Here is a 19,167-nt window from a genome sequence, read left to right on the forward strand (position 1 = left end):
CCACGGCGGCCAGGACCGCCGGCGTCAGCGTGTTGTCACTCCAGAGGCCCACGGGTCGCCTCCGCTTTCCCCGGCCTTGGGACCGTCTTTGGAGAAACGGGGTGAACCTCTCCTCCGACGACACCGTCCTAGAGGGCGCAATGTCGCCGGATGCCCGAATCGGCACCGGATCCGAGCTTTCTCGCAGAACCACGGGATGCGATGTCTGTCAGCACCGATGAGGAGATGCCGGGTGCGGTCCCGGCCCGATCACACCGGGTGGGGCGCGTACTCCGTGGCCCGCGCCCCGAGGCCGTACCCGCCCTCGTCGGCAGAGCGTGTGCCCTCGTGGGCCTGCTGGACATCGCCGCGGGCGTCTTCCCGCACTTCCGCCACAGCCGTCTGCACACCCTGGCGGAGGTGCTGCCCGGCGCGCTCGGCCCGTTCGCGGCGGCGCTCTCGCTCAGCGTCGGTGTCCTGTTGCTCCTCCTCGCCCACGGGCTCAAGCGGCACAAACGCCGGGCGTGGCGCGCGGCCGTGGTACTCCTGCCGGCCGGCGCGGTGGCGCAGTTCACCTACCGGCACTCCCTGGTGGGCGTGCTCATCACCCTCGCGCTGCTGGCGCCCCTGCTGCGCCACCGCGACCGGTTCACGGCCCTGCCCGACCCGCGCAGCCGCTGGCGCGCGCTCGCCAACTTCGTCCTCATGGGCGCCGGTTCCCTCGTTCTCGGGCTGGTCATCGTCAGCGTCCACCCGGACCACGTGGTCGGCGACCCCAGTCTGGCCGATCGCCTCACCCACGTCCTGTACGGCCTGTTCGGCTTCCAGGGCCCGGTCGACTACCAGGGCGACACGTCCTGGACGGTCGCCATGTCGCTGGGCGCCCTCGGGCTGCTCACCGCCGTCACGACGATCTACCTCGCCCTGCGGCCCGAGCACCCGGCCGCGCGCCTCACCGGGGAGGACGAGGACCGCCTGCGCGCCCTGCTGGACCGGCACGGCGGCCGCGACTCCCTCGGCCACTTCGCGCTGCGCCGCGACAAGGCCGTCGTCTTCTCGCCCAGCGGCAAGGCGGCGGTGACCTACCGGGTCGTGTCCGGCGTGATGCTCGCCAGCGGTGACCCGATCGGCGACGTGGAGGCCTGGCCGGGCGCCATCGAACGCTTCATGGACGAGGCCCGGGCCCACTCGTGGACGCCCGCCGTCATGGGCTGCTCCGAGACCGGCGGCGAGGTCTGGACCCGCGAGACCGGCCTGGACGCCCTCGAACTGGGCGACGAGGCGGTGGTGGACGTCGCGGATTTCTCGCTCGCCGGCCGCACGATGCGCAACGTACGTCAGATGGTCAAGCGCATCGAGCGAGCCGGTTACAAGACCCGGGTACGGCGCGTCCGTGACGTCGGGGAGACCGAGCTGGAGCGGATCCGCCGCGCCGCCGACGACTGGCGCGGCACCGCCACCGAGCGCGGCTTCTCCATGGCGCTGGGCCGCATCGGCGACCCGGCCGACGGCGACTGCCTCATCGCCACCGCCCACAGGCCGGACGACCGGCCGGGGCCCTACGGCGACCTCAAGGCGATCCTGCACTTCGTGCCGTGGGGCGCGGACGGCGCCTCCCTGGACCTGATGCGCCGCGACCGCTCGGCCGACCCCGGCATGAACGAGCTGCTGATCGTGGCGGCACTCCAGGCGGCCCCCCGCCTGGGCGTCACGCGCGTGTCGCTCAACTTCGCGATGTTCCGCTCGGCACTGGCGCGCGGCGAGAAGATCGGCGCGGGCCCGGTGCTGCGCGCCTGGCGCGCGCTGCTGGTGTTCCTGTCCCGCTGGTTCCAGATCGAGTCCCTGTACAAGTTCAACGCGAAGTTCCGGCCTCGCTGGGAGCCGCGCTTCGTCGTCTACCGCGCCTCCGGCGACCTGCCGCGCATCGGCTTCGCCGCCATGCAGGCGGAGGGCTTCGTCGACCTCGGCCTCCCGCTGCCGCGCTTCCTCCGCCGCCGTGCCGCCCCCGCACGCGCGTGTGCCCACGTGGCGACGGAACGGAACGTCCGCGCGGCGTGAGTGACCATGACGGAACGGAACGTCCACGGTCCCCGAGACGAACCCGCCCGCCAGGACCGGCCGGACCGGAAGCCCCACTCCCTCCTCCCGCCGGGGGCCTCCGCTCAAGCCTCGTCCGGGGATCGCCCGCATCGGCCGGTCCCCGGGCCGCACGTCCCCTGGCGGGGCCTAGGCTGAACGTATGAGCAAGCAGAGCGGACGCGGGCGCGTCGCGGGCCTTCCCGAATGGGACCGGTGCGCGGTCATGGGGGTCGTGAACGTGACCCCCGATTCCTTCTCCGACGGCGGCCGCTTCTTCGACACCGTGGCCGCCGTCAAACACGGCCTCGACCTGGTCACCGAGGGCGCGGACCTGGTCGACGTCGGCGGTGAGTCCACCCGCCCCGGCGCCACCCGGGTCGACGAGGCCGAGGAGCTCAAGCGCGTCATCCCGGTCGTCCGCGGCCTCGCCTCCGAAGGCGTCACGGTCTCCGTCGACACCATGCGCGCCTCCGTCGCCGAACAGGCCCTCGCCGCCGGCGCCGCCCTCGTCAACGACGTCAGCGGCGGCCTCGCCGACCCCGCGATGATCCCGGTCGTCGCGGAGGCCGGTGCCCCCTTCGTCGTCATGCACTGGCGTGGCTTCCTGGAGGGCGGCAACGTCAAGGGCGTCTACGACGACGTCGTCGCCGAAGTCGTCGACGAGCTGCACGCGCGCGTGCGGGCCGTCCTGGACGGCGGCATCGCCCCCGACCGGGTCGTCGTCGACCCCGGCCTCGGCTTCTCGAAGAACGCCGAGCACGACCTCACCCTCCTCGCCCACCTGGACCGCCTGCTCGGTCTCGGCCGCCCGGTCCTCGTCGCCGCCTCCCGCAAGCGGTTCCTGGGCCGTGTCCTGGCCGGCCCGCAGGCCGCTCCGCCGCCGGCGCGCGAGCGGGACGCCGCCACGGCCGCCGTCTCGGCGCTCGCGGCGCACGCCGGCGCGTGGGCGGTGCGCGTCCACGAGGTGCGCGCGACGGCGGACGCGGTACGGGTCGCACGCGCCGTGGAAGAAGCACGTGGGGCAGGCACCCGCGCGGAAGGAGCCCGGTGAGCGCCCCGCACATCGACGTGGAAGAGGTCGAACTCGCCAACACGGCCTACTACGAGGCCATGGAACGCGGCGACTTCGAGGTGCTGTCCTCACTCTGGCTCACCCCTGGCGACCTGGGCGTCGACGAGACGTACCACGACCCGGCCGACGCCGGGGTGATCTCCGCCGTGCACCCGGGCTGGCCCGTGCTGAACGGCCGGGGGGAGGTCCTCAGGTCGTACGCCCTGATCATGGCGAACACCGACTACATCCAGTTCTTCCTCACCGACGTGCATGTCTCCGTCACCGGCGACACCGCCCTGGTGACCTGCACCGAGAACATCCTCAGCGGCGGCCCCGCGCCCGAGGGCGGCGACGAGCTCGGCCCGCTCGTCGGCCAGCTGGTGGTCGCCACGAACGTGTTCCGCCGCACAGCGGACGGCTGGAAACTCTGGTCCCACCATGCCTCCCCCGTTCTGGCCGAAACAGACGAGGACGAAAGCGACGACACCCCCGCCTGAGTGGGTATGCGGACCACAGGACCGGCCGAGCGACCGGGACCTCCCGGAGCCGCCCGGGACGGCTCGCGAAAGTCATCGGAACCGCCCGCAGGGAGCAAGAAGTGGTTGGAATCACCTACCCCCGGGTATGGGCGGCTACCAGCCCGTGAGCCGCCGGGTTCCCCGGGGGAAACACACGACGAACCCTCCGGGCCCGGCGCGGACCCCCGGCCCCGTGGACCGGCTCTGTCAGTGCTCGCGGGTAGATTCGTTCGAGGCCGGTGGACCGCCCGCACACGGCGGGGACCGGCCGTGACCGACGATTGCAGGAGTGATTCGCGTGGATCGTGTCGCGCTGCGCGGCCTGAAGGCCCGTGGGCACCACGGTGTGTTCCCCAAGGAGCGCGAGGAGGGCCAGACCTTCATCGTGGACCTCGTCCTTGGCCTGGACACCCGGCCGGCCGCCGCCGACGACGACCTGGCGAGGACCGTGCACTACGGCATCGTGGCGGAGGAGGTCGTGGCCGTCGTCCAGGGCGAACCCGTGAACCTCATCGAGACGCTCGCCGAACGCGTCGCCCAGGCCTGTCTGAAGCACGAAGGTGTCCAGGAGGTCGAGGTCTGCGTCCACAAGCCGGACGCGCCGATCACCGTCCCCTTCGACGACGTGACCGTCACCATCACCCGGAGCCGAGTATGACCGCGTTCTTCACCGAGGGGCCCAGCGACCCGACCGTACAGCCGGTACCGGCCTCCGTCGTCGAGAAGGTCGATGCCGCCGACACCACCCTGCACAACCCCCAGCGCGCCGTGATCTCCCTCGGCTCCAACCTCGGCAACCGCCTGGAGACCCTCCAGGGCGCCGTGGACGCCCTGGAGGACACCCCGGGCGTCCGCGTCAAGGCGGTGTCCCCGGTGTACGAGACGGAGCCGTGGGGCGTCGAGCCGGGCAGCCAGCCCTCGTACTTCAACGCGGTCGTGGTGCTGAAGACGACGCTGCCCCCGTCCTCCCTCCTGGAGCGGGCGCACGCCGTCGAGGAGGCCTTCCACCGTGTCCGGGAGGAACGCTGGGGCGCCCGCACCCTGGACGTCGACATCGTCGCGTACGCCGACGTCGTCACCGACGACCCGCATCTCACCCTCCCCCACCCGCGCGCCCACGAACGCGCGTTCGTGCTCGCCCCCTGGCGCGACGTGGAGCCCGAAGCCCAGCTGCCCGGGCGCGGCACGGTCGCCGATCTCCTCGACACCGTCACCCACGACGGTGTCGAGGCGCGCAAGGACTTGGAACTCCGGCTGCCCGAATAGCCGTTAAGGTCAAGACGGCCACAGTCCGTGAGACCCCGGGGGAGCTGAAGGAACACCGTGAGAGAGCTGCGTATCAGGGTGCTGGCCGGCGTCTTCGCCGTTGCCGGAATCCTGTCCTGGGCGGGCGCCCGCCTGTGGAACTCGGTCGGGACCCTGCCCAGCGTCCCCCTGGCCGCCCCCGTCGTCCTGGCGCTGATCGCCGCGGTGCTCCTGTCCACGGCGCTCTCGATCCGTGCCCGCCTCAAGGCCCAGCGCGAGCGTCGCCCCGAGGCCAAGGGCGTGGATCCGCTGATGGCGGCCCGCGCGGTCGTCTTCGGGCAGGCGAGCGCCCTGGTCGCCGCCCTGGTCTCGGGCATGTACGGCGGCGCCGGCGTCTTCCTGCTGGAGTCCCTGGACATCCCCGCCCGCCGCGACCAGGCCATCTACGCCGGCTTCTCGGTCCTCGCGGGCATCGCCGTCATAGCGGCCGCCATCTTCCTGGAGCGCGTGTGCCGGCTCCCGGAGGACGACGACGACCACACCACCGGGGCGGCCTCGACGGCGTGACCCGCCGGGCGGTCGGCGAATCGCTCAGCGCGCCATGATGAGGCTCATCGCCTCGTTGCGCGTCGCCGCGTCCCGCAGCTGCCCGCGCACGGCCGACGTCAGGGTCTTGGCGCCGGGCTTGCGGATGCCGCGCATCGACATGCACATGTGCTCGCACTCGATGACGACGATCACACCGCGCGGCTCCAGGATCTCCATCAGGGAGTCTGCGATCTGCGTGGTGAGTCGTTCCTGCACCTGCGGACGGCGGGCGTAGACGTCCACCAGCCGGGCCAGCTTGGACAGACCGGTGATCTTGCCCGTGGTGGACGGGATGTATCCGACGTGCGCCACCCCCCTGAACGGCACCAGATGGTGCTCACAGGTGCTGTACACCTCGATGTCCTTCACGAGCACCATCTCGTCGTGCCCTATGTCGAACGTCGTGGTCAGCACGTCCTCGGGCTGCTGCCACAGCCCCGCGAATATCTCCTTGTACGCCCGCGCCACCCGCGCCGGCGTCTCCCTGAGTCCCTCGCGGTCGGGATCCTCGCCGACCGCGATCAGCAGTTCGCGGACGGCGTTCTCGGCGCGCTTCTCGTCGAAATCGCCGATGGAGCCCTCGCTGTCCAGCGTCACGGGGTCGGTCATCTGGTGCCTCGTTCCTGTGCCTGTCGCGCGCATGGACCGCACGCCTCATCTGCGGATATACAAACGCCGCACCCCCCAGGCTAGAACCTGGGGGGCGCGGCGCTCATTTCGGGCCTGGTGGGGTCACCGGACCCGAGGAGTCCGGGGAGTCAGCTCTCCGGACGCTCCTCGGGGGCCGGCTCGGCCGCCGGGGCGGGCTCCGCCGCGGTGGACTTCGCGGTGGAGATCGCCGGCGTCGCGCCGTTGGCGCCGTTCGTCAGTGCGAGCTCCCGGGGGGAGAGCACCGGCGGACGGGTGGACGGCGTGCGGCGGGAGGAGCCGGTCCAGGCCGGCCGTGGGGGACGCTTGACGATCGGAGCGAAGATCTCGGCGATCTGCTCCTTGTTCAGCGTCTCCTTCTCCAGCAGCTGGAGCACCAGGTTGTCGAGGACGTCGCGGTTCTCGACCAGGATCTCCCAGGCCTCGTTGTGCGCGTTCTCGATCAGCTTCTTGACCTCTTCGTCGACCAGCGCGGCGACCTCTTCCGAGTAGTCGCGCTGGTGGGCCATCTCACGTCCGAGGAACGGCTCGGTGTTGTCGCCACCGAACTTGATGGCGCCGAGACGCTCGGTCATGCCGTACTGCGTGACCATCGCGCGGGCCGTTGCCGTGGCCTTCTCGATGTCGTTGGCGGCACCCGTGGTCGGGTCGTGGAAGACCAGTTCCTCGGCCGCGCGGCCGCCCAGCATGTAGGCCAGCTGGTCCAGCATCTCGTTGCGCGTGGTCGAGTACTTGTCCTCGTCCGGCAGGACCATCGTGTAGCCCAGAGCACGGCCTCGCGAGAGGATCGTGATCTTGTGGACCGGGTCGGAGTTCGGGGAGGCCGCCGCGACCAGGGCGTGGCCGCCCTCGTGGTACGCGGTGATCTTCTTTTCCTTGTCCGACATGATCCGGGTCCGCTTCTGCGGGCCCGCCACGACGCGGTCGATGGCCTCGTCCAGCATGTGGTTGTCGATCAGCTTCTTGTTGCTGCGCGCCGTCAGGAGCGCCGCTTCGTTCAGCACGTTCGACAGGTCCGCGCCGGTGAACCCCGGGGTGCGGCGGGCGACGGCCGACAGGTCGACGTCCGGCGCGACCGGCTTGCCCTTCTGGTGGACCTTGAGGATCGCCAGACGGCCCAGCATGTCCGGGCGGTCGACCGCGATCTGGCGGTCGAAGCGGCCGGGACGCAGCAGTGCCGGGTCGAGGATGTCCGGACGGTTCGTGGCGGCGATGAGGATCACACCGCCCTTGACGTCGAAGCCGTCCATCTCGACCAGGAGCTGGTTCAGCGTCTGCTCGCGCTCGTCGTGACCGCCGCCGAGGCCGGCGCCGCGGTGGCGGCCGACCGCGTCGATCTCGTCGACGAAGACGATCGCCGGGGCGTTCGCCTTGGCCTGTTCGAACAGGTCACGGACTCGGGAGGCACCGACACCGACGAACATCTCGACGAAGTCGGAACCGGAGATCGAGTAGAAGGGGACGCCCGCCTCGCCCGCGACGGCACGCGCGAGCAGGGTCTTGCCGGTGCCGGGAGGGCCGTACAGCAGGACGCCCTTCGGGATCTTGGCGCCGACGGCCTGGAACTTGGCCGGTTCCTGCAGGAACTCCTTGATCTCGTGCAGTTCCTCGACGGCCTCGTCGGATCCGGCGACGTCCGAGAACGTCGTCTTCGGGGTGTCCTTGGTGATGAGCTTCGCCTTGGACTTCCCGAAGTTCATGACCCGGGAGCCGCCGCCCTGCATCTGATTCATCAGGAACAGGAAGACGACCACGATGAGGACGAAGGGGAGCAGGGAGAGCAGGATCCCGACGAAGGCGTTCTGCTTCGTCGGCGAGACGGTGTAACCGTCCGGGATCTGCTTGTCCTGGTATTTGTTCTGCAGAGTGCCGGCGAGGGTCGCGCCCTGATCGCCGATGTAGCTCGCCTGGATCTTCGAGCTGCCCTCGATCTTTTCGCCGTCCTTGAGCTGGACCTTGATGGTCTGCTCGTCGCCGGTGGTCAGCTTGGCTGATTCGACCTTGTTGTCACTGATCGCCTGGATCACCTGGCCGGTGTCCACCGTCTTGTAGCCACCGGACGAGCCGACGACCTGCATCAACACGACCACGGCAAGGACGGCCAGCACGATCCACATGACCGGCCCACGGAAGTATCGCTTCACGTCCATCCATACGGAGCGGTGCCGCCCCGTCCCTCCTGCCATAGTGAGTTTGATAAGACAGTTCTTCCGACGGTACCCCAGCATCGTGGACCGAAGCCGCACGGGAGAGCTGAGGAACCCGTCTGCATGCTCCAACGGAACGAAACCCGCTGGGGTTCCCGATCGTCTTACAGGGCTTGGGCCGTCTGGCTCAGCCGCCGTAGACGTGGGGCGCGAGCGTACCCACGAACGGGAGGTTGCGGTACTTCTCGGCGTAGTCGAGGCCGTAGCCCACGACGAACTCGTTGGGGATGTCGAAACCGACCCACTCCACGTCGATCGCGACCTTGGCGGCCTCGGGCTTGCGCAGCAGCGTGCACACCTTGAGGGAGGCGGGCTCGCGCGAGCCGAGGTTGGAGATCAGCCAGGACAGGGTCAGGCCGGAGTCGATGATGTCCTCGACGATCAGGACGTGCTTGCCCTTGATGTCGGTGTCGAGGTCCTTGAGGATCCGCACCACACCGGAGGACTGGGTGCCCGCGCCGTAGGAGGACACGGCCATCCAGTCCATGGTGACGGGGGTGGACAGCGCCCGTGCGAGGTCGGCCATGACCATCACCGCGCCCTTGAGGACGCCGACGATCAGCAGATCCTTGCCCGCGTACTCCGCGTCGATCTTCGCGGCCAGCTCGACCAGCTTGGCGTCGATCTCTTCCTTGGTGATGAGCACCGACTTGAGGTCGGCACCCATGTCTTTCGCGTCCACCCGCATCACTTTCGGTCGTCCAACCGGCTGCCCTGCCCCTCTCCGAGGTGCACGGAGAGGCCGGGATTCAGCCTTGCCGAATCACCAGTCTGCCACCCTGCCGCTGGGCGACGACCTTGCCCGGGAGATTGATGGCTCCCTGGCCGCGCCAGCCGGTGATCAGCCGGTCGACTTCCTCGATGTGGCGGGCGAACAACGAACCCGCGGGGGCGCCGGCCTCGATGGCGGCGCGGCGCAGGACACGGCGGCGCACGGCGGGCGGCAGGGCGTAGAGCTTGGCGCACTCCAGCAGGCCGGTGGCGTCCCGTACGGAGGCTTCGGCCTGGCCGGCCCAGGCGTCGAGGGCGTCGGCGTCGTCACGGGACAGCTGGGCCGTCCGGGCGAGCGCCTCCACGACGCCCTTGCCGAGCGCCTTCTCCAGGGCGGGCAGGCCCTCGTGGCGCAGCCGGGAACGGGTGTACGCCGGGTCGGTGTTGTGCGGGTCGTCCCAGACCGGTAGAGACTGGACCATGCAGGCCTTGCGGGCGGTCTGCCGGTCGATCTGGAGGAACGGGCGGCGGTAACGGCGGGCGGCCCCCGGACCCCCGGAGACAGCGGCCATCCCGGACAGGGAGCGGATGCCGGAGCCGCGGGCGAGGCCGAGCAGGACGGTTTCGGCCTGGTCGTCGCGGGTGTGCCCGAGCAGGATCGCCGTGGCGCCGTGGCGTTCGGCGGCGGCGTCGAGCGCGGCGTAGCGGGCGTCCCGGGCGGCTGCCTCGGGGCCGCCCTCGCGGCCGACGGTCACGGCGGTGGACTCGACGGGGTCCAGGCCGAGTTCGCGCAGGCGCAGGACGACCTCGTCGGCGCGCAGGTCGGAGCCGGGCTGCAGCCCGTGGTCGACGGTGACGCCCCCGGCGCGCAGGGCGAGCTTGGGCGCTTCGAACGCCAGGGCGGAGGCGAGAGCCATGGAGTCGGCGCCGCCGGAGCACGCCACAAGCACGAGCGGCGACGGCGGGCGCTCGTGCGGGGGGGCGTGCGGGGCGGGTTCGCAGGCGTGGAGGTCTTCGGTCGTACGGCTGTGCTCGGTGAGGATGTCGTGGAGGACGCGGCGGACCGCCAGGCGTATCGCCGCGACCGCAGGATGGGGACCCATGTCCGGTTCCCTTCATGAAGTTTTCGGGGGGTGAGCCCGGGTTCGGTCACGCAGAGTGTGTAGATGGTGACAGAACCCGGCCGTTCCCCGAGCATTGCACGCCTACCCATCGCTCACGGTCCCTCGGACGGGTGATTGAAGGGGCGTTCGCCTGCCGTCGGCCGGATTCGTTTCACGACCTCCGCAGCCGGTTCACGACTCGGCCTTGCGGTGCACCCGCGCGATCCAGTCCGCCGGTTTGGCGATCTCCGCCTTGGTCGGGAGGGTGTTCGGGGAGGTCCACACGCGGTTGAAGCCGTCCATGCCGACCTGGTCGACGACGGCACTCACGAAGCGTTCGCCGTCGCGGTACTGCCTGAGCTTGGCGTCCAGGCCCAGCAGCTTGCGCAGGGCCATGTCCAGCCGGGAGGCGCCCTGGGCGCGGCGCTGCTGGAACTTCTCGCGGATCTCGGCGACGGTCGGCACGACCTGGGGGCCGACCCCGTCCATCACGAAGTCGGCGTGGCCCTCCAGGAGGGACATGACGGCGGTGAGGCGGCCGAGGATCTCCCGCTGGGCGGGCGTCTGCACGATCTCCACGAGGGACCTGCCGCCCTCGCCCTCCTCGCCCTCGGGGCGCCCGCCGACCAGGGACTGGGCGGCCTCCCGGACGCGCTCCAGGACGGTCATGGGGTCGACCTCGGTCTCCCCCAGGAACGACTGGATTTCACCCTCCAGGTGGTCCCGCAGCCAGGGCACGGCGGTGAACTGCGTGCGGTGCGTCTCCTCGTGCAGGCACACCCACAGCCTGAAGTCGTGGGGCTGCACGTCCAGTTCGCGCTCGACGTGCACGATGTTCGGGGCGACGAGGAGCAGGCGGCCGCCGCCGCTCCCGCCCGCCGGGAGTTCCCGCGTGGCCGGGGCGAAGGTCTCGTACTGGCCGAGGACGCGGGAGGACAGGAACGACAGCAGCATGCCGAGTTCCACACCGGTGACCTTGCCGCCGACGGCGCCGAGGACCGCGCCGCCGGGGGTGTTGCCGCGCCGCTCCTGCATCTTGCCGAGGAGCGGCTTGAGGATCTCCCGGAAGCCTGCGACGTTCGCCCGGACCCAGCCGGGGCGGTCGACGACGAGTACGGGGGTGTCGTGGACGTCCTCCGTACCCATACGAGTGAAGCCCCGGACGTGTTCCTCCGAGGCTTTGGCATGCCGGCGCAGCTCCGCGACGACGGCTCGGGCCTCGTCGCGGCTCACGTCGGGTCCCGGCCGTACGAGCCGGGTCGCGGTCGCCACCGCGAGATTCCAGTCGACCATCTCTGCACCACCGATGCTCGTCATGCGTCAACCGTACGTGAGCGTGTCGCCCAGGGGCAGGCCGTGGAACCCGGCGGTGGCCGGGGGCCCGCCGGGCCGGCGCCCTCCGCTGTCAGCGACAGCCGCAGGACGCCAGCGCCGTCGCCGTCCGGTCCAGGGCCGCCTGCGCCGCCGTCGGATCCGTCGTGTCCGAGGCCAGGAAGGCGAAGGCCAGGAGCCGCCCGTCCTGGTCGACGACCGTTCCGGCCAGCGTGTTCACGCCGGTCAGGGTGCCCGTCTTCGCTCGTACGATGCCTGCCGCGCCGTCCGTGTAGCGGCCGCTCAGGGTGCCGGTGAAGCCGGCCACCGGGAGGCCGGTGAGGACCGGGCGGAGTGCGGGACGGGCCGGGTCGCCCGCCTTGACCAGCAGCGCCGTGAGCAGGTCGGCGGTGAGCCGGTCGTCGCGGTCCAGGCCGCTGCCGTCGTGGAACTCGGCGCCCGCCATGGGCAGGCCGAGCTTCCTCAGCTGTGCGGCCATCGCCCTGCCCGCGCCGTCGAAGTCGGCGCGTTCGCCTGAGGCGACCGCCGTCTGGCGCGCGAGGGCCTCGGCGATGTCGTTGTCGCTGTTGGTCAGCATGCGTTCGACGAGGGTGGCGAGCGGGGGTGAGGAGACCGTGGCGAGGGACTCGGCGCGGCCGGTCGCCTTGGAGGGGCCCGGGGAGGTCGTCCTGATGCCGTGGTCCTTCAGGAGCGCGGCGAACGTGCGGGCCGCGTCCGCCGCCGGATCGGTCACCCGGAGCACGGGCCCGCTGCCGGAGTCGTCCGTGCGGGCCTCGTCGGTCATCAGGGCGGTGACGGGCGCGAGGTTCTCGTTGACTCCGATGGGGTGAAGTTCCGAGCCGGCGTACAGGGTGGTGTCGTACGACAGCGTCACCTCGCGCAGGTCCCGCTTCTTCAGGGCGGCGGCCGTCCGGTCGGCGAGGGTGCGCAGGCTCGCCCAGCCCCGGGCGTCCCGGTGGGCGGTGAGGGTGGGGTCGCCGCCGCCGACCAGGACCAGCTCCTCGGTGCCGGCCTCCAGGGCGGTCCGGGTGGTGAGGCGGTGGTCGGCGCCCAGCGCGGAGAGCGCGGCGACGGCGGTGGCGATCTTCGTGGTGGAGGCGGGGGTCAGTGCCTCGTCCGCGCCGGTGCCGTAGAGGCGCTTGCCGGTGGCGACGTCCACGACCACGGCACTGCGGCGGGTGCCGAGCGCCGCGTCCTTCAGGAGCGGGTCCAGGACGGCGGACAGGCCCTGTCCGGTCGGTGCCGCCGTCACCGTGTTCGAGCTGCGGCCGAGGCCGGCCAGGACGGAGGCGGCGCTGGGGGCGGGCCGGGGCGCCCCGCCCGTCGTCCCCGAGGAGCCGTCGTGATCTGCGCCACCCGTGTGCTCCCGGGCGGCCGCCCGGTCCCGCTCGGCCGTACGCTGACCGGTGGAGTCCCAGGGTCCTGCCGCGGTCACCACCGAGGCGGCCAGCGCCAGTCCGGCGGTGGCAGCCGTCGCGGTGTACTGCCAGGTTCTGACGGTCTTCGGCCTCGGGATCCGTGCCAGTCGCGGCCCCGCGGCCCGTGCCAGCCGTGCGACCTGCGGTTTCGTGGCCGTCGCGGCGCGTGCGAGACGAGGGCGTACAGCGTCCGCGGCTCGCGCCACACGGGGTCGGACGGCGTTTCGAGCGCGTGCCAGGCGCGGTCGTACGGCGTTCGCGGCCCGCGTCACATGCGGTCTCGCGGCTCGCCAAGGCCTCAGCTCTGGCACGACCACCAGCCCCTTTCGCGATCACACACCTGCGTGAGGGACACTTAACCACCAGAACTATGTGCTGATCATGGAGGAGCCACCGGTGGAGTTCGACGTCACGATCGAGATTCCGAAGGGTTCGCGGAACAAGTACGAGGTGGACCACGAGACCGGTCGGATCCGCCTGGACCGTCGCCTCTTCACCTCGACCAGCTATCCGGCCGACTACGGCTTCGTCGAGAACACGCTCGGCGAGGACGGAGACCCGCTGGACGCGCTGGTCATCCTGGACGAGCCGACCTTCCCCGGCTGCCTCATCCAGTGCCGCACGATCGGCATGTTCCGCATGACGGACGAGGCCGGCGGCGACGACAAGCTGCTGTGCGTGCCCGCGCACGACCCGCGGGTGGAGCACCTGCGCGACATCCACCACGTCTCGGAGTTCGACCGCCTGGAGATCCAGCACTTCTTCGAGGTCTACAAGGACCTGGAGCCCGGCAAGTCGGTCGAGGGTGCCAACTGGGTGGGCCGCTCGGACGCCGAGGCGGAGATCGAGCGGTCGTACAAGCGCTTCAAGGAGACGGGCGGCCACTGATCGCCGCTGTGCCTCGCGGGCCGCGCGACCCCTCCCGGGGTGGCGCGGCCCGTTCGCGTACCTGTGCGCATACTGAGGTTTGCTGAACGTGTCGTACAGGGAGCGCTACGGAGTGACGCACGCGGAGGACCGCAAGCCGCGGTCGGACGAGGCGAGGAGCGTGTTCGCGCCTCCGGTGACGGCTGACGCGGAGAACACGTCCGAGTTCGCGGTTCCCCGGGGGCTGGCCGTCCCGAGGACCGGCGGGGAGTCGGACACCACGTCCGAGTTCGCCCTGCCGGACGGGCTGGACGTGCCGCAGCCGTCCTCCGGTGCCGAGCCGGAGGGGTCGGCGTTCAATCCGCCGAGGACGTACAGCGCCCGGCACGCGCCGCCCGCGTTCACGCCGCCGACCGGGATCCCCGTGGTCAGTCTGACCAAGGACGTGCCGTGGCAGGACCGGATGCGCACGATGCTGCGGATGCCGGTGACCGAGCGGCCCGCGCCGGAGCCGGCGCACAAGGCGGAAGAGGAGGAGGGGCCGGCCGTCCCGCGCGTCCTCGACCTGACGCTGCGGATCGGCGAGCTGCTGCTGGCCGGCGGCGAGGGCGCCGAGGACGTCGAGGCGGCGATGTTCGCGGTCTGCCGGTCCTACGGCCTGGACCGCTGCGAGCCGAACGTCACCTTCACCCTGCTGTCGGTCTCCTACCAGCCGTCCCTGGTCGAGGACCCGGTGACGGCGTCGCGGACCGTGCGCCGCCGGGGCACCGACTACACGCGCCTGGCGGCCGTCTTCCGGCTGGTGGACGACCTCAGCGACCCGGACACGTCGATCTCCCTGGAGGAGGCGTACCGGCGGCTGGCGGAGATCCGGCGCAACCGGCATCCGTACCCCGGCTGGGTGCTGACCTCGGCGAGCGGGCTGCTCGCGGGTGCCGCCTCCGTGCTGGTCGGCGGTGACGTGATCGTCTTCATCACGGCCGCGCTGGGCGCGATGCTCGGTGACCGGCTGGCGTGGCTGTGCGCGGGGCGCGGGCTGCCGGAGTTCTACCAGTTCACGGTCGCCGCGATGCCGCCGGCCGCGATGGGCATCGCGCTGACGCTGGCGGACGTGGACGTGAAGGCGTCCGCGGTGATCACCGGTGGGCTGTTCGCGCTGCTGCCCGGACGGGCGCTGGTGGCGGGCGTGCAGGACGGTCTGACCGGCTTCTACATCACCGCGTCCGCGCGGCTGCTGGAGGTCATGTACTTCTTCGTGGGCATCGTCGTCGGGGTGCTGGTGATGCTCTACGTCGGTGTCCAGCTGGGCGCCCATCTCAACCCCGACGCGACCCTGGGCATCACCCCGCGGCCGCTGTGGCAGATCGGCGCGTCGATGCTGCTGTCGCTCACCTTCGCCGTGCTGCTCCAGCAGGAACGATCCACCGTGCTGGCCGTGACGCTGAACGGCGGTGTCGCGTGGTCGGTGTACGGCGCGATGCACTACACGGGCGGGCTCTCGCCGGTCGCTTCCACGGCCGTCGCGGCGGGGCTCGTGGGCCTGTTCGGGCAGTTGCTGTCGCGGTACCGGTTCGCGTCCGCGCTGCCGTACACGACGGCGGCGATCGGGCCCCTGCTGCCGGGTTCCGCGACGTACTTCGGGCTGTTGTCGATCGCGCAGAACCAGGTCGACGAGGGGCTGGTGTCGCTGTCCAAGGCGGCGGCGCTGGCCATGGCCATCGCCATCGGCGTCAACCTCGGGTCGGAGATCTCGCGGCTGTTCCTGCGGCTGCCGGGGACGGGCAGTGCGGCGGGGCGGCGGGCCGCCAAGCGGACGCGGGGTTTCTAGGCCCCGCGTCGCCACAGGACGCGCTCGTCAGTAGCCGCCGTTGTAGGGCTGCTGCTGGTTCGGGTCGTAGGTGCCCTGCTGGGAGCCGTACGGCTGCGGGGTGTAGGGCTGCTGCGGAGGCTGCTGCTGGCCGTACGGCTGCTGCGGGGGCTGCTGCTGGGGCGGCTGCTGCTGGCCGTACGGCTGCTGGGGCGGCTGCTGCTGCCCGTACGGCTGCTGCGGGGGCTGCTGCTGGCCGTAGTACTGGTCGTAGCCGTACTGCTGCTGGGGCCGGCCCTGGTTGCCCTGGTCGCCGTACTGCTGCTGGTGCTGGGGCTGGTCCGTGGCGGGGATGCGGCGGAGCTGGGTCGTCGCGTCGTCCATGGCCGGGGGCTGGTGCTGGTGCTGCTGGTGCTGGGCGGGGGCCTGGGGCGGGTTCTTCTTCGACTTGGAGCGGGCCCGCCAGAACTCGATGATGATCGGGACCACCGAGACGAAGACGATCAGGATGAGGATCGCTTCGATGTTCTTGTTGACGAAGTCGATGTTGCCGAGCCAGGAGCCGAGGAACGTCACGCCCGCGCCCCACAGGACACCGCCGACGACGTTGAAGATCAGGAACGAGCGGTACCGCATGCCGCTGACGCCGGCGATGATCGGCGTGAACGTCCGCACGATCGGCACGAAGCGGGCCAGGACCAGGGACTTCGGGCCGTACTTCTCGAAGAAGTCGTGCGCCTTGGTGACGTTCTCCTGCTTGAAGAAGCGGGAGTCCGGGCGGTTGAAGAGCGACGGGCCGACCTTCTTGCCGAACATGTAACCCGCCTGGTCGCCCAGGATCGCGGCGACGCAGATGAGGGCGATCGCCCCCCACAGCGGGAAGTCCAGCTGGCCCGAGGTGATCAGCAGGCCCGCGGTGAACAGCAGGGAGTCACCCGGCAGGAAGAACCCGATCAGCAGGCCCGACTCCGCGAACACGATGAGCAGCAGGCCCCAGATGCTGTACGTGTCGAGCAGATAATTGGGGTCCAGCCAGCTCGGTCCGAGGGCAATCGTCGTCACGGTTCCGGGCTCCTGAGGGGTGGAGGAAGATACGGCGTCCTGGTACGGCCGGACAAAGCTATCAACGCAATGACTCCGGCCCAGGTTCCACCGGTGCCTCCAGGATGCACTGTGCGCCCCATGGGACAAAGCTGTGAGTCATGGGCATCGAAGAATACGGCGGCGGCCAGGGTCCCGAGTCGGACGTGCTGGTCGTGACGACGAACGACGTACCCGGCCACCGCGTCCAGGAAGTCCTCGGTGAGGTCTTCGGGTTGACCGTGCGCTCCCGGCACCTGGGCAGTCAGATCGGCGCGGGCCTGAAGTCGATGATCGGGGGTGAGCTGAGAGGGCTCACCAAGACGCTCGTGCAGACCCGGAACCAGGCCATGGAGCGGCTGGTGGAGCAGGCACGCGCGCGGGGCGCCAACGCTGTGCTGATGTTCCGCTTCGACGTGACCGAGGCGGCGGACGTCGGCACCGAGGTGTGCGCCTACGGGACGGCGGTGGTCCTGGCCCGGGAGTGAACGTCCCGGGCCAGGGTGCTAGGGCGTGTTTCGAAAGTCCCGTCTGGCTCGCGACGCCTGGCACGGCACCTCGCCGCGTTGTCGGGATCGTCCACGTACACCCGGTACGCGGACGACCCTCCGCCTTGCGATGCACCGCACCAGACGCCGCGAGCCCCGCCCTCCGGGCGAACGACGCCACTTTCGAAACACGCCCTAGGCGGTGCGGCGGGCCGCGTTCGCCTTGATCGCGTCCCTGAGGTGTTCGGCGAGGCCCGGCCGCAGGGAGTCGTAGAACGCCTTGAAGCGCTCATCGGACACGTACATGTCGCCGAGGCACCGATGGAGTTCGTACGGGCAGTCGTAGAACCAGGTGCGGATGTGCTGCCGGTGCTCCTCGGCCAGGTCCATCGCCCGGTCGCCGGCCGGCTGCTCACCGGCGGCCATCAGGGCGTCGTAGCGCTCGCTCCAGGCGTTGGCCTCCGCCTGCACGCGCTTCCAGTCGTCCTTGGTGTACCGGGCGGCGCGGCGCTGCGACTCGGCGTACGCCTCCGTGCCGCCCCAGCGCTGTTCAGCCTCCTCGGCGTACTGTTCCGGATCCTTGTCGCCGAAGACCTCGAACTTCTCAGCCGGCGTGAGGTCGATACCCATCGTGCGTGCCTCCATGGCGTGCTCCACGGCCGCCGCCATCTTCTGCAGCCTCTCGATCCGGGCGGTCAGCAACTCGTGCTGGCGGCGCAGGTGCGCGCGCGGGTCCGCGGCCGGGTCGTCGAGCAGGGCGGCGACCTCGTCGAGCGGGAAGCCGAGCTCCCGGTAGAACAGGATCTGCTGCAGCCGGTCGAGGTCGGCGTCGCTGTAACGCCGGTGGCCCGCGTGGCTGCGTCCGCTCGGGACGAGCAGGCCGATGTCGTCGTAGTGGTGCAGCGTGCGCACCGTCACTCCGGCGAAGCCGGCGACCTGTCCCACGGAGTGGCTCACTTCGTCCGCTCCCTTCTTCGGTACGCGCTCCACGGTGACGCCTCACGTGACGTGAGGTGCAAGTCGGCTCTCGCCGGCGGATCTCACCCCGCCGGATGCCCGTCGGACTCCCCCGGGCGTTCGGCCCGCTGTGTCCCCTCATCGTGAGCCCGTGGCCCAGGACACCGCGCAGCAGCCTCCCGCCGCCCCGGCGCCCCCGGCGCGAGCGCTGTCGCCGTTGGTCCTTCCCGCCCTGGTGGTGGGTGTGGGCGCTGAGCAAGTAGGGCCCCGCCCCGCTCCCTCGACGCCCCACTCGCTCAGCGCCTTCCTCGCTCGACGCCCTACTTGCTCAGCGCCCCGAACCTCCGTACCGCCAGCGGGAAGAAGACCGCCAGCAGCGCCAGCGGCCACACCACCGCGGCCCACACATGGCCCGGTTCGGCGCCCGGCCAGCCGAACAGGTCCCGTACCGCGGTCGCCGTGTGGGACATCGGGTTCCACTCGACCGCCGAGCCCAGCCAGCCGGGCATGGAGTCGGGGGTGGCGAAGGCGTTGGAGAGGAACCCGACCGGCCAGACCAGGATCTGCACGGCCTGGACCAGTTCCGGCTTGCCGGCCACCATCGCCAGGTAGATGCCGATCCACAGCATGGCGAAGCGGAACAGCAGCAGGAGACCGACGGCGCCGAGGAACCCGGTGATGCCGCCGTGCGTCCGCCAGCCGATCGCGTGGCCGACACCGATCATCACGACCAGGCCCACCGCCGACTGGAGCATGTCGGCCACCGAACGCCCCACCAGGACGGCCCCGTTGGCCATCGGCATGGACCGGAAGCGGTCGATCACCCCCTTGTTGAGGTCCTGCGTGACGGCCAGCAGGGTCCCTTCGAGTCCGAACGCCATGGTCAGCGCGAGCATGCCGGGGACGAGATAGTCGACGTAGTCCCCCTCGACGCCCCGGCCGCCGCCGATGAGGTAGCCGAACATCAGGAGCAGCATCACCGGAAAGACCAGGCTCACCACGACCTGCACCGGCTGCCGCGCCCAGTGGGCGAGCTCACGCCGGGTCATGGTCCAGGAATCGGCCAGGGCGTAGGCGTTCATGGCG

General features: G+C 70.9%; 18 protein-coding genes. 9 read left to right on the forward strand and 9 right to left on the reverse strand.

Annotation, left to right across the window (positions count from 1 at the left end; translation table 11 throughout):
- Positions 1 to 225 precede the first annotated feature (225 nt).
- The 6 genes from ACWD0J_RS03305 (at position 226) to ACWD0J_RS03330 (ending at position 5,442) form a co-directional block, all read left to right on the forward strand.
- Positions 226 to 2,037 (forward strand): phosphatidylglycerol lysyltransferase domain-containing protein, encoded by a 1,812-nt coding sequence (locus ACWD0J_RS03305; protein WP_451494094.1) that lies wholly within the window; start codon positions 226 to 228, stop codon positions 2,035 to 2,037.
- A 181-nt stretch (positions 2,038 to 2,218) separates the two neighbouring features.
- The gene (gene folP / locus ACWD0J_RS03310; protein WP_451494017.1) at positions 2,219 to 3,109 is read left to right on the forward strand and encodes a dihydropteroate synthase; all 891 of its coding nucleotides are present in this window, start codon (positions 2,219 to 2,221) and stop codon (positions 3,107 to 3,109) included.
- Positions 3,106 to 3,609, forward strand: coding sequence for a nuclear transport factor 2 family protein (locus ACWD0J_RS03315; RefSeq protein WP_451494018.1), 504 nt, complete (start codon positions 3,106 to 3,108; stop codon positions 3,607 to 3,609). The genes folP and ACWD0J_RS03315 overlap by 4 nt, the downstream gene beginning before the upstream one ends.
- A 319-nt stretch (positions 3,610 to 3,928) precedes the next feature.
- Positions 3,929 to 4,288 (forward strand): dihydroneopterin aldolase, encoded by a 360-nt coding sequence (gene folB / locus ACWD0J_RS03320; RefSeq protein WP_451494019.1) that lies wholly within the window; start codon positions 3,929 to 3,931, stop codon positions 4,286 to 4,288.
- On the forward strand, positions 4,285 to 4,896 hold the full coding sequence (folK, locus tag ACWD0J_RS03325) for a 2-amino-4-hydroxy-6-hydroxymethyldihydropteridine diphosphokinase (RefSeq protein ID WP_451494020.1): 612 nt from the start codon (positions 4,285 to 4,287) through the stop codon (positions 4,894 to 4,896). The genes folB and folK overlap by 4 nt, the downstream gene beginning before the upstream one ends.
- A 57-nt stretch (positions 4,897 to 4,953) precedes the next feature.
- Complete coding sequence (locus ACWD0J_RS03330; RefSeq protein WP_451494021.1) at positions 4,954 to 5,442, forward strand: DUF3180 domain-containing protein; 489 nt, start codon at positions 4,954 to 4,956, stop codon at positions 5,440 to 5,442.
- A 24-nt stretch (positions 5,443 to 5,466) separates the two neighbouring features.
- Here the strand turns inward: ACWD0J_RS03330 and folE are convergent, their stop codons facing one another.
- From folE to dacB, 6 genes are all read right to left on the reverse strand, one after another.
- Positions 5,467 to 6,072: a GTP cyclohydrolase I FolE gene (gene folE / locus ACWD0J_RS03335; RefSeq protein ID WP_451494022.1), complete on the reverse strand. Its 606-nt coding sequence runs from the start codon at positions 6,070 to 6,072 to the stop codon at positions 5,467 to 5,469.
- A gap of 149 nt (positions 6,073 to 6,221) precedes the next feature.
- The gene (gene ftsH, locus ACWD0J_RS03340; RefSeq protein ID WP_451494095.1) at positions 6,222 to 8,261 is read right to left on the reverse strand and encodes an ATP-dependent zinc metalloprotease FtsH; all 2,040 of its coding nucleotides are present in this window, start codon (positions 8,259 to 8,261) and stop codon (positions 6,222 to 6,224) included.
- A gap of 184 nt (positions 8,262 to 8,445) precedes the next feature.
- Complete coding sequence (gene hpt, locus ACWD0J_RS03345) at positions 8,446 to 9,006, reverse strand: hypoxanthine phosphoribosyltransferase (RefSeq protein WP_451494023.1); 561 nt, start codon at positions 9,004 to 9,006, stop codon at positions 8,446 to 8,448.
- 61 nt (positions 9,007 to 9,067) lie between these two features.
- Complete coding sequence (gene tilS / locus ACWD0J_RS03350; RefSeq protein WP_451494024.1) at positions 9,068 to 10,132, reverse strand: tRNA lysidine(34) synthetase TilS; 1,065 nt, start codon at positions 10,130 to 10,132, stop codon at positions 9,068 to 9,070.
- Positions 10,133 to 10,324: 192 nt separating this feature from the next.
- Positions 10,325 to 11,449: a zinc-dependent metalloprotease gene (locus tag ACWD0J_RS03355; RefSeq protein WP_451494025.1), complete on the reverse strand. Its 1,125-nt coding sequence runs from the start codon at positions 11,447 to 11,449 to the stop codon at positions 10,325 to 10,327.
- An 88-nt stretch (positions 11,450 to 11,537) separates the two neighbouring features.
- Positions 11,538 to 13,199, reverse strand: a complete 1,662-nt coding sequence (gene dacB, locus ACWD0J_RS03360) for a D-alanyl-D-alanine carboxypeptidase/D-alanyl-D-alanine endopeptidase (protein ID WP_451494026.1) — start codon at positions 13,197 to 13,199, stop codon at positions 11,538 to 11,540.
- Between the two features lie 79 nt (positions 13,200 to 13,278).
- Between dacB and ACWD0J_RS03365 the strand changes: the two genes are divergently transcribed.
- Together ACWD0J_RS03365 and ACWD0J_RS03370 are read left to right on the forward strand one after the other, a co-directional pair.
- The gene (locus tag ACWD0J_RS03365; protein WP_405617307.1) at positions 13,279 to 13,770 is read left to right on the forward strand and encodes an inorganic diphosphatase; all 492 of its coding nucleotides are present in this window, start codon (positions 13,279 to 13,281) and stop codon (positions 13,768 to 13,770) included.
- Between the two features lie 112 nt (positions 13,771 to 13,882).
- Positions 13,883 to 15,577 carry a threonine/serine ThrE exporter family protein gene (locus ACWD0J_RS03370; protein WP_451494027.1) on the forward strand — a complete coding sequence of 565 codons (1,695 nt, stop codon included), beginning with the start codon at positions 13,883 to 13,885 and terminating at the stop codon, positions 15,575 to 15,577.
- Positions 15,578 to 15,604: 27 nt separating this feature from the next.
- Here ACWD0J_RS03370 and ACWD0J_RS03375 read toward each other — a convergent pair whose 3' ends face one another.
- Positions 15,605 to 16,618, reverse strand: a complete 1,014-nt coding sequence (locus ACWD0J_RS03375; RefSeq protein ID WP_451494028.1) for a DedA family protein — start codon at positions 16,616 to 16,618, stop codon at positions 15,605 to 15,607.
- A gap of 140 nt (positions 16,619 to 16,758) precedes the next feature.
- Here ACWD0J_RS03375 and ACWD0J_RS03380 point away from each other — a divergent pair, with 140 nt between their 5' ends.
- Positions 16,759 to 17,124, forward strand: a complete 366-nt coding sequence (locus tag ACWD0J_RS03380) for a YbjQ family protein (RefSeq protein WP_451494029.1) — start codon at positions 16,759 to 16,761, stop codon at positions 17,122 to 17,124.
- Positions 17,125 to 17,319: 195 nt separating this feature from the next.
- Here the strand turns inward: ACWD0J_RS03380 and ACWD0J_RS03385 are convergent, their stop codons facing one another.
- On the reverse strand, positions 17,320 to 18,081 hold the full coding sequence (locus ACWD0J_RS03385; protein ID WP_451494030.1) for a MerR family transcriptional regulator: 762 nt from the start codon (positions 18,079 to 18,081) through the stop codon (positions 17,320 to 17,322).
- A 320-nt stretch (positions 18,082 to 18,401) separates the two neighbouring features.
- A complete protein-coding gene (locus tag ACWD0J_RS03390; RefSeq protein ID WP_451494096.1) occupies positions 18,402 to 19,163 on the reverse strand; it encodes an ABC transporter permease in 762 nt (253 codons plus the stop codon).
- Positions 19,164 to 19,167 lie beyond the last annotated feature (4 nt).

The organism is Streptomyces sp. NPDC003011 (assembly GCF_053591515.1).

Excerpts from the sequence above, each read along its gene's own strand:
- ACWD0J_RS03355 (WP_451494025.1), bottom strand. The coding sequence starts at position 11,449 with ATGACGAGCATCGGTGGTGCAGAGATGGTCGACTGGAATCTCGCGGTG.
- ftsH (WP_451494095.1), bottom strand. The coding sequence starts at position 8,261 with ATGGACGTGAAGCGATACTTCCGTGGGCCGGTCATGTGGATCGTGCTG.
- ACWD0J_RS03380 (WP_451494029.1), top strand. The coding sequence starts at position 16,759 with ATGGGCATCGAAGAATACGGCGGCGGCCAGGGTCCCGAGTCGGACGTG.
- folE (WP_451494022.1), bottom strand. The coding sequence starts at position 6,072 with ATGACCGACCCCGTGACGCTGGACAGCGAGGGCTCCATCGGCGATTTC.
- hpt (WP_451494023.1), bottom strand. The coding sequence starts at position 9,006 with ATGCGGGTGGACGCGAAAGACATGGGTGCCGACCTCAAGTCGGTGCTC.
- folP (WP_451494017.1), top strand. The coding sequence starts at position 2,219 with ATGAGCAAGCAGAGCGGACGCGGGCGCGTCGCGGGCCTTCCCGAATGG.
- folK (WP_451494020.1), top strand. The coding sequence starts at position 4,285 with ATGACCGCGTTCTTCACCGAGGGGCCCAGCGACCCGACCGTACAGCCG.
- tilS (WP_451494024.1), bottom strand. The coding sequence starts at position 10,132 with ATGGGTCCCCATCCTGCGGTCGCGGCGATACGCCTGGCGGTCCGCCGC.
- ACWD0J_RS03305 (WP_451494094.1), top strand. The coding sequence starts at position 226 with ATGCCGGGTGCGGTCCCGGCCCGATCACACCGGGTGGGGCGCGTACTC.
- ACWD0J_RS03390 (WP_451494096.1), bottom strand. The coding sequence starts at position 19,163 with ATGAACGCCTACGCCCTGGCCGATTCCTGGACCATGACCCGGCGTGAG.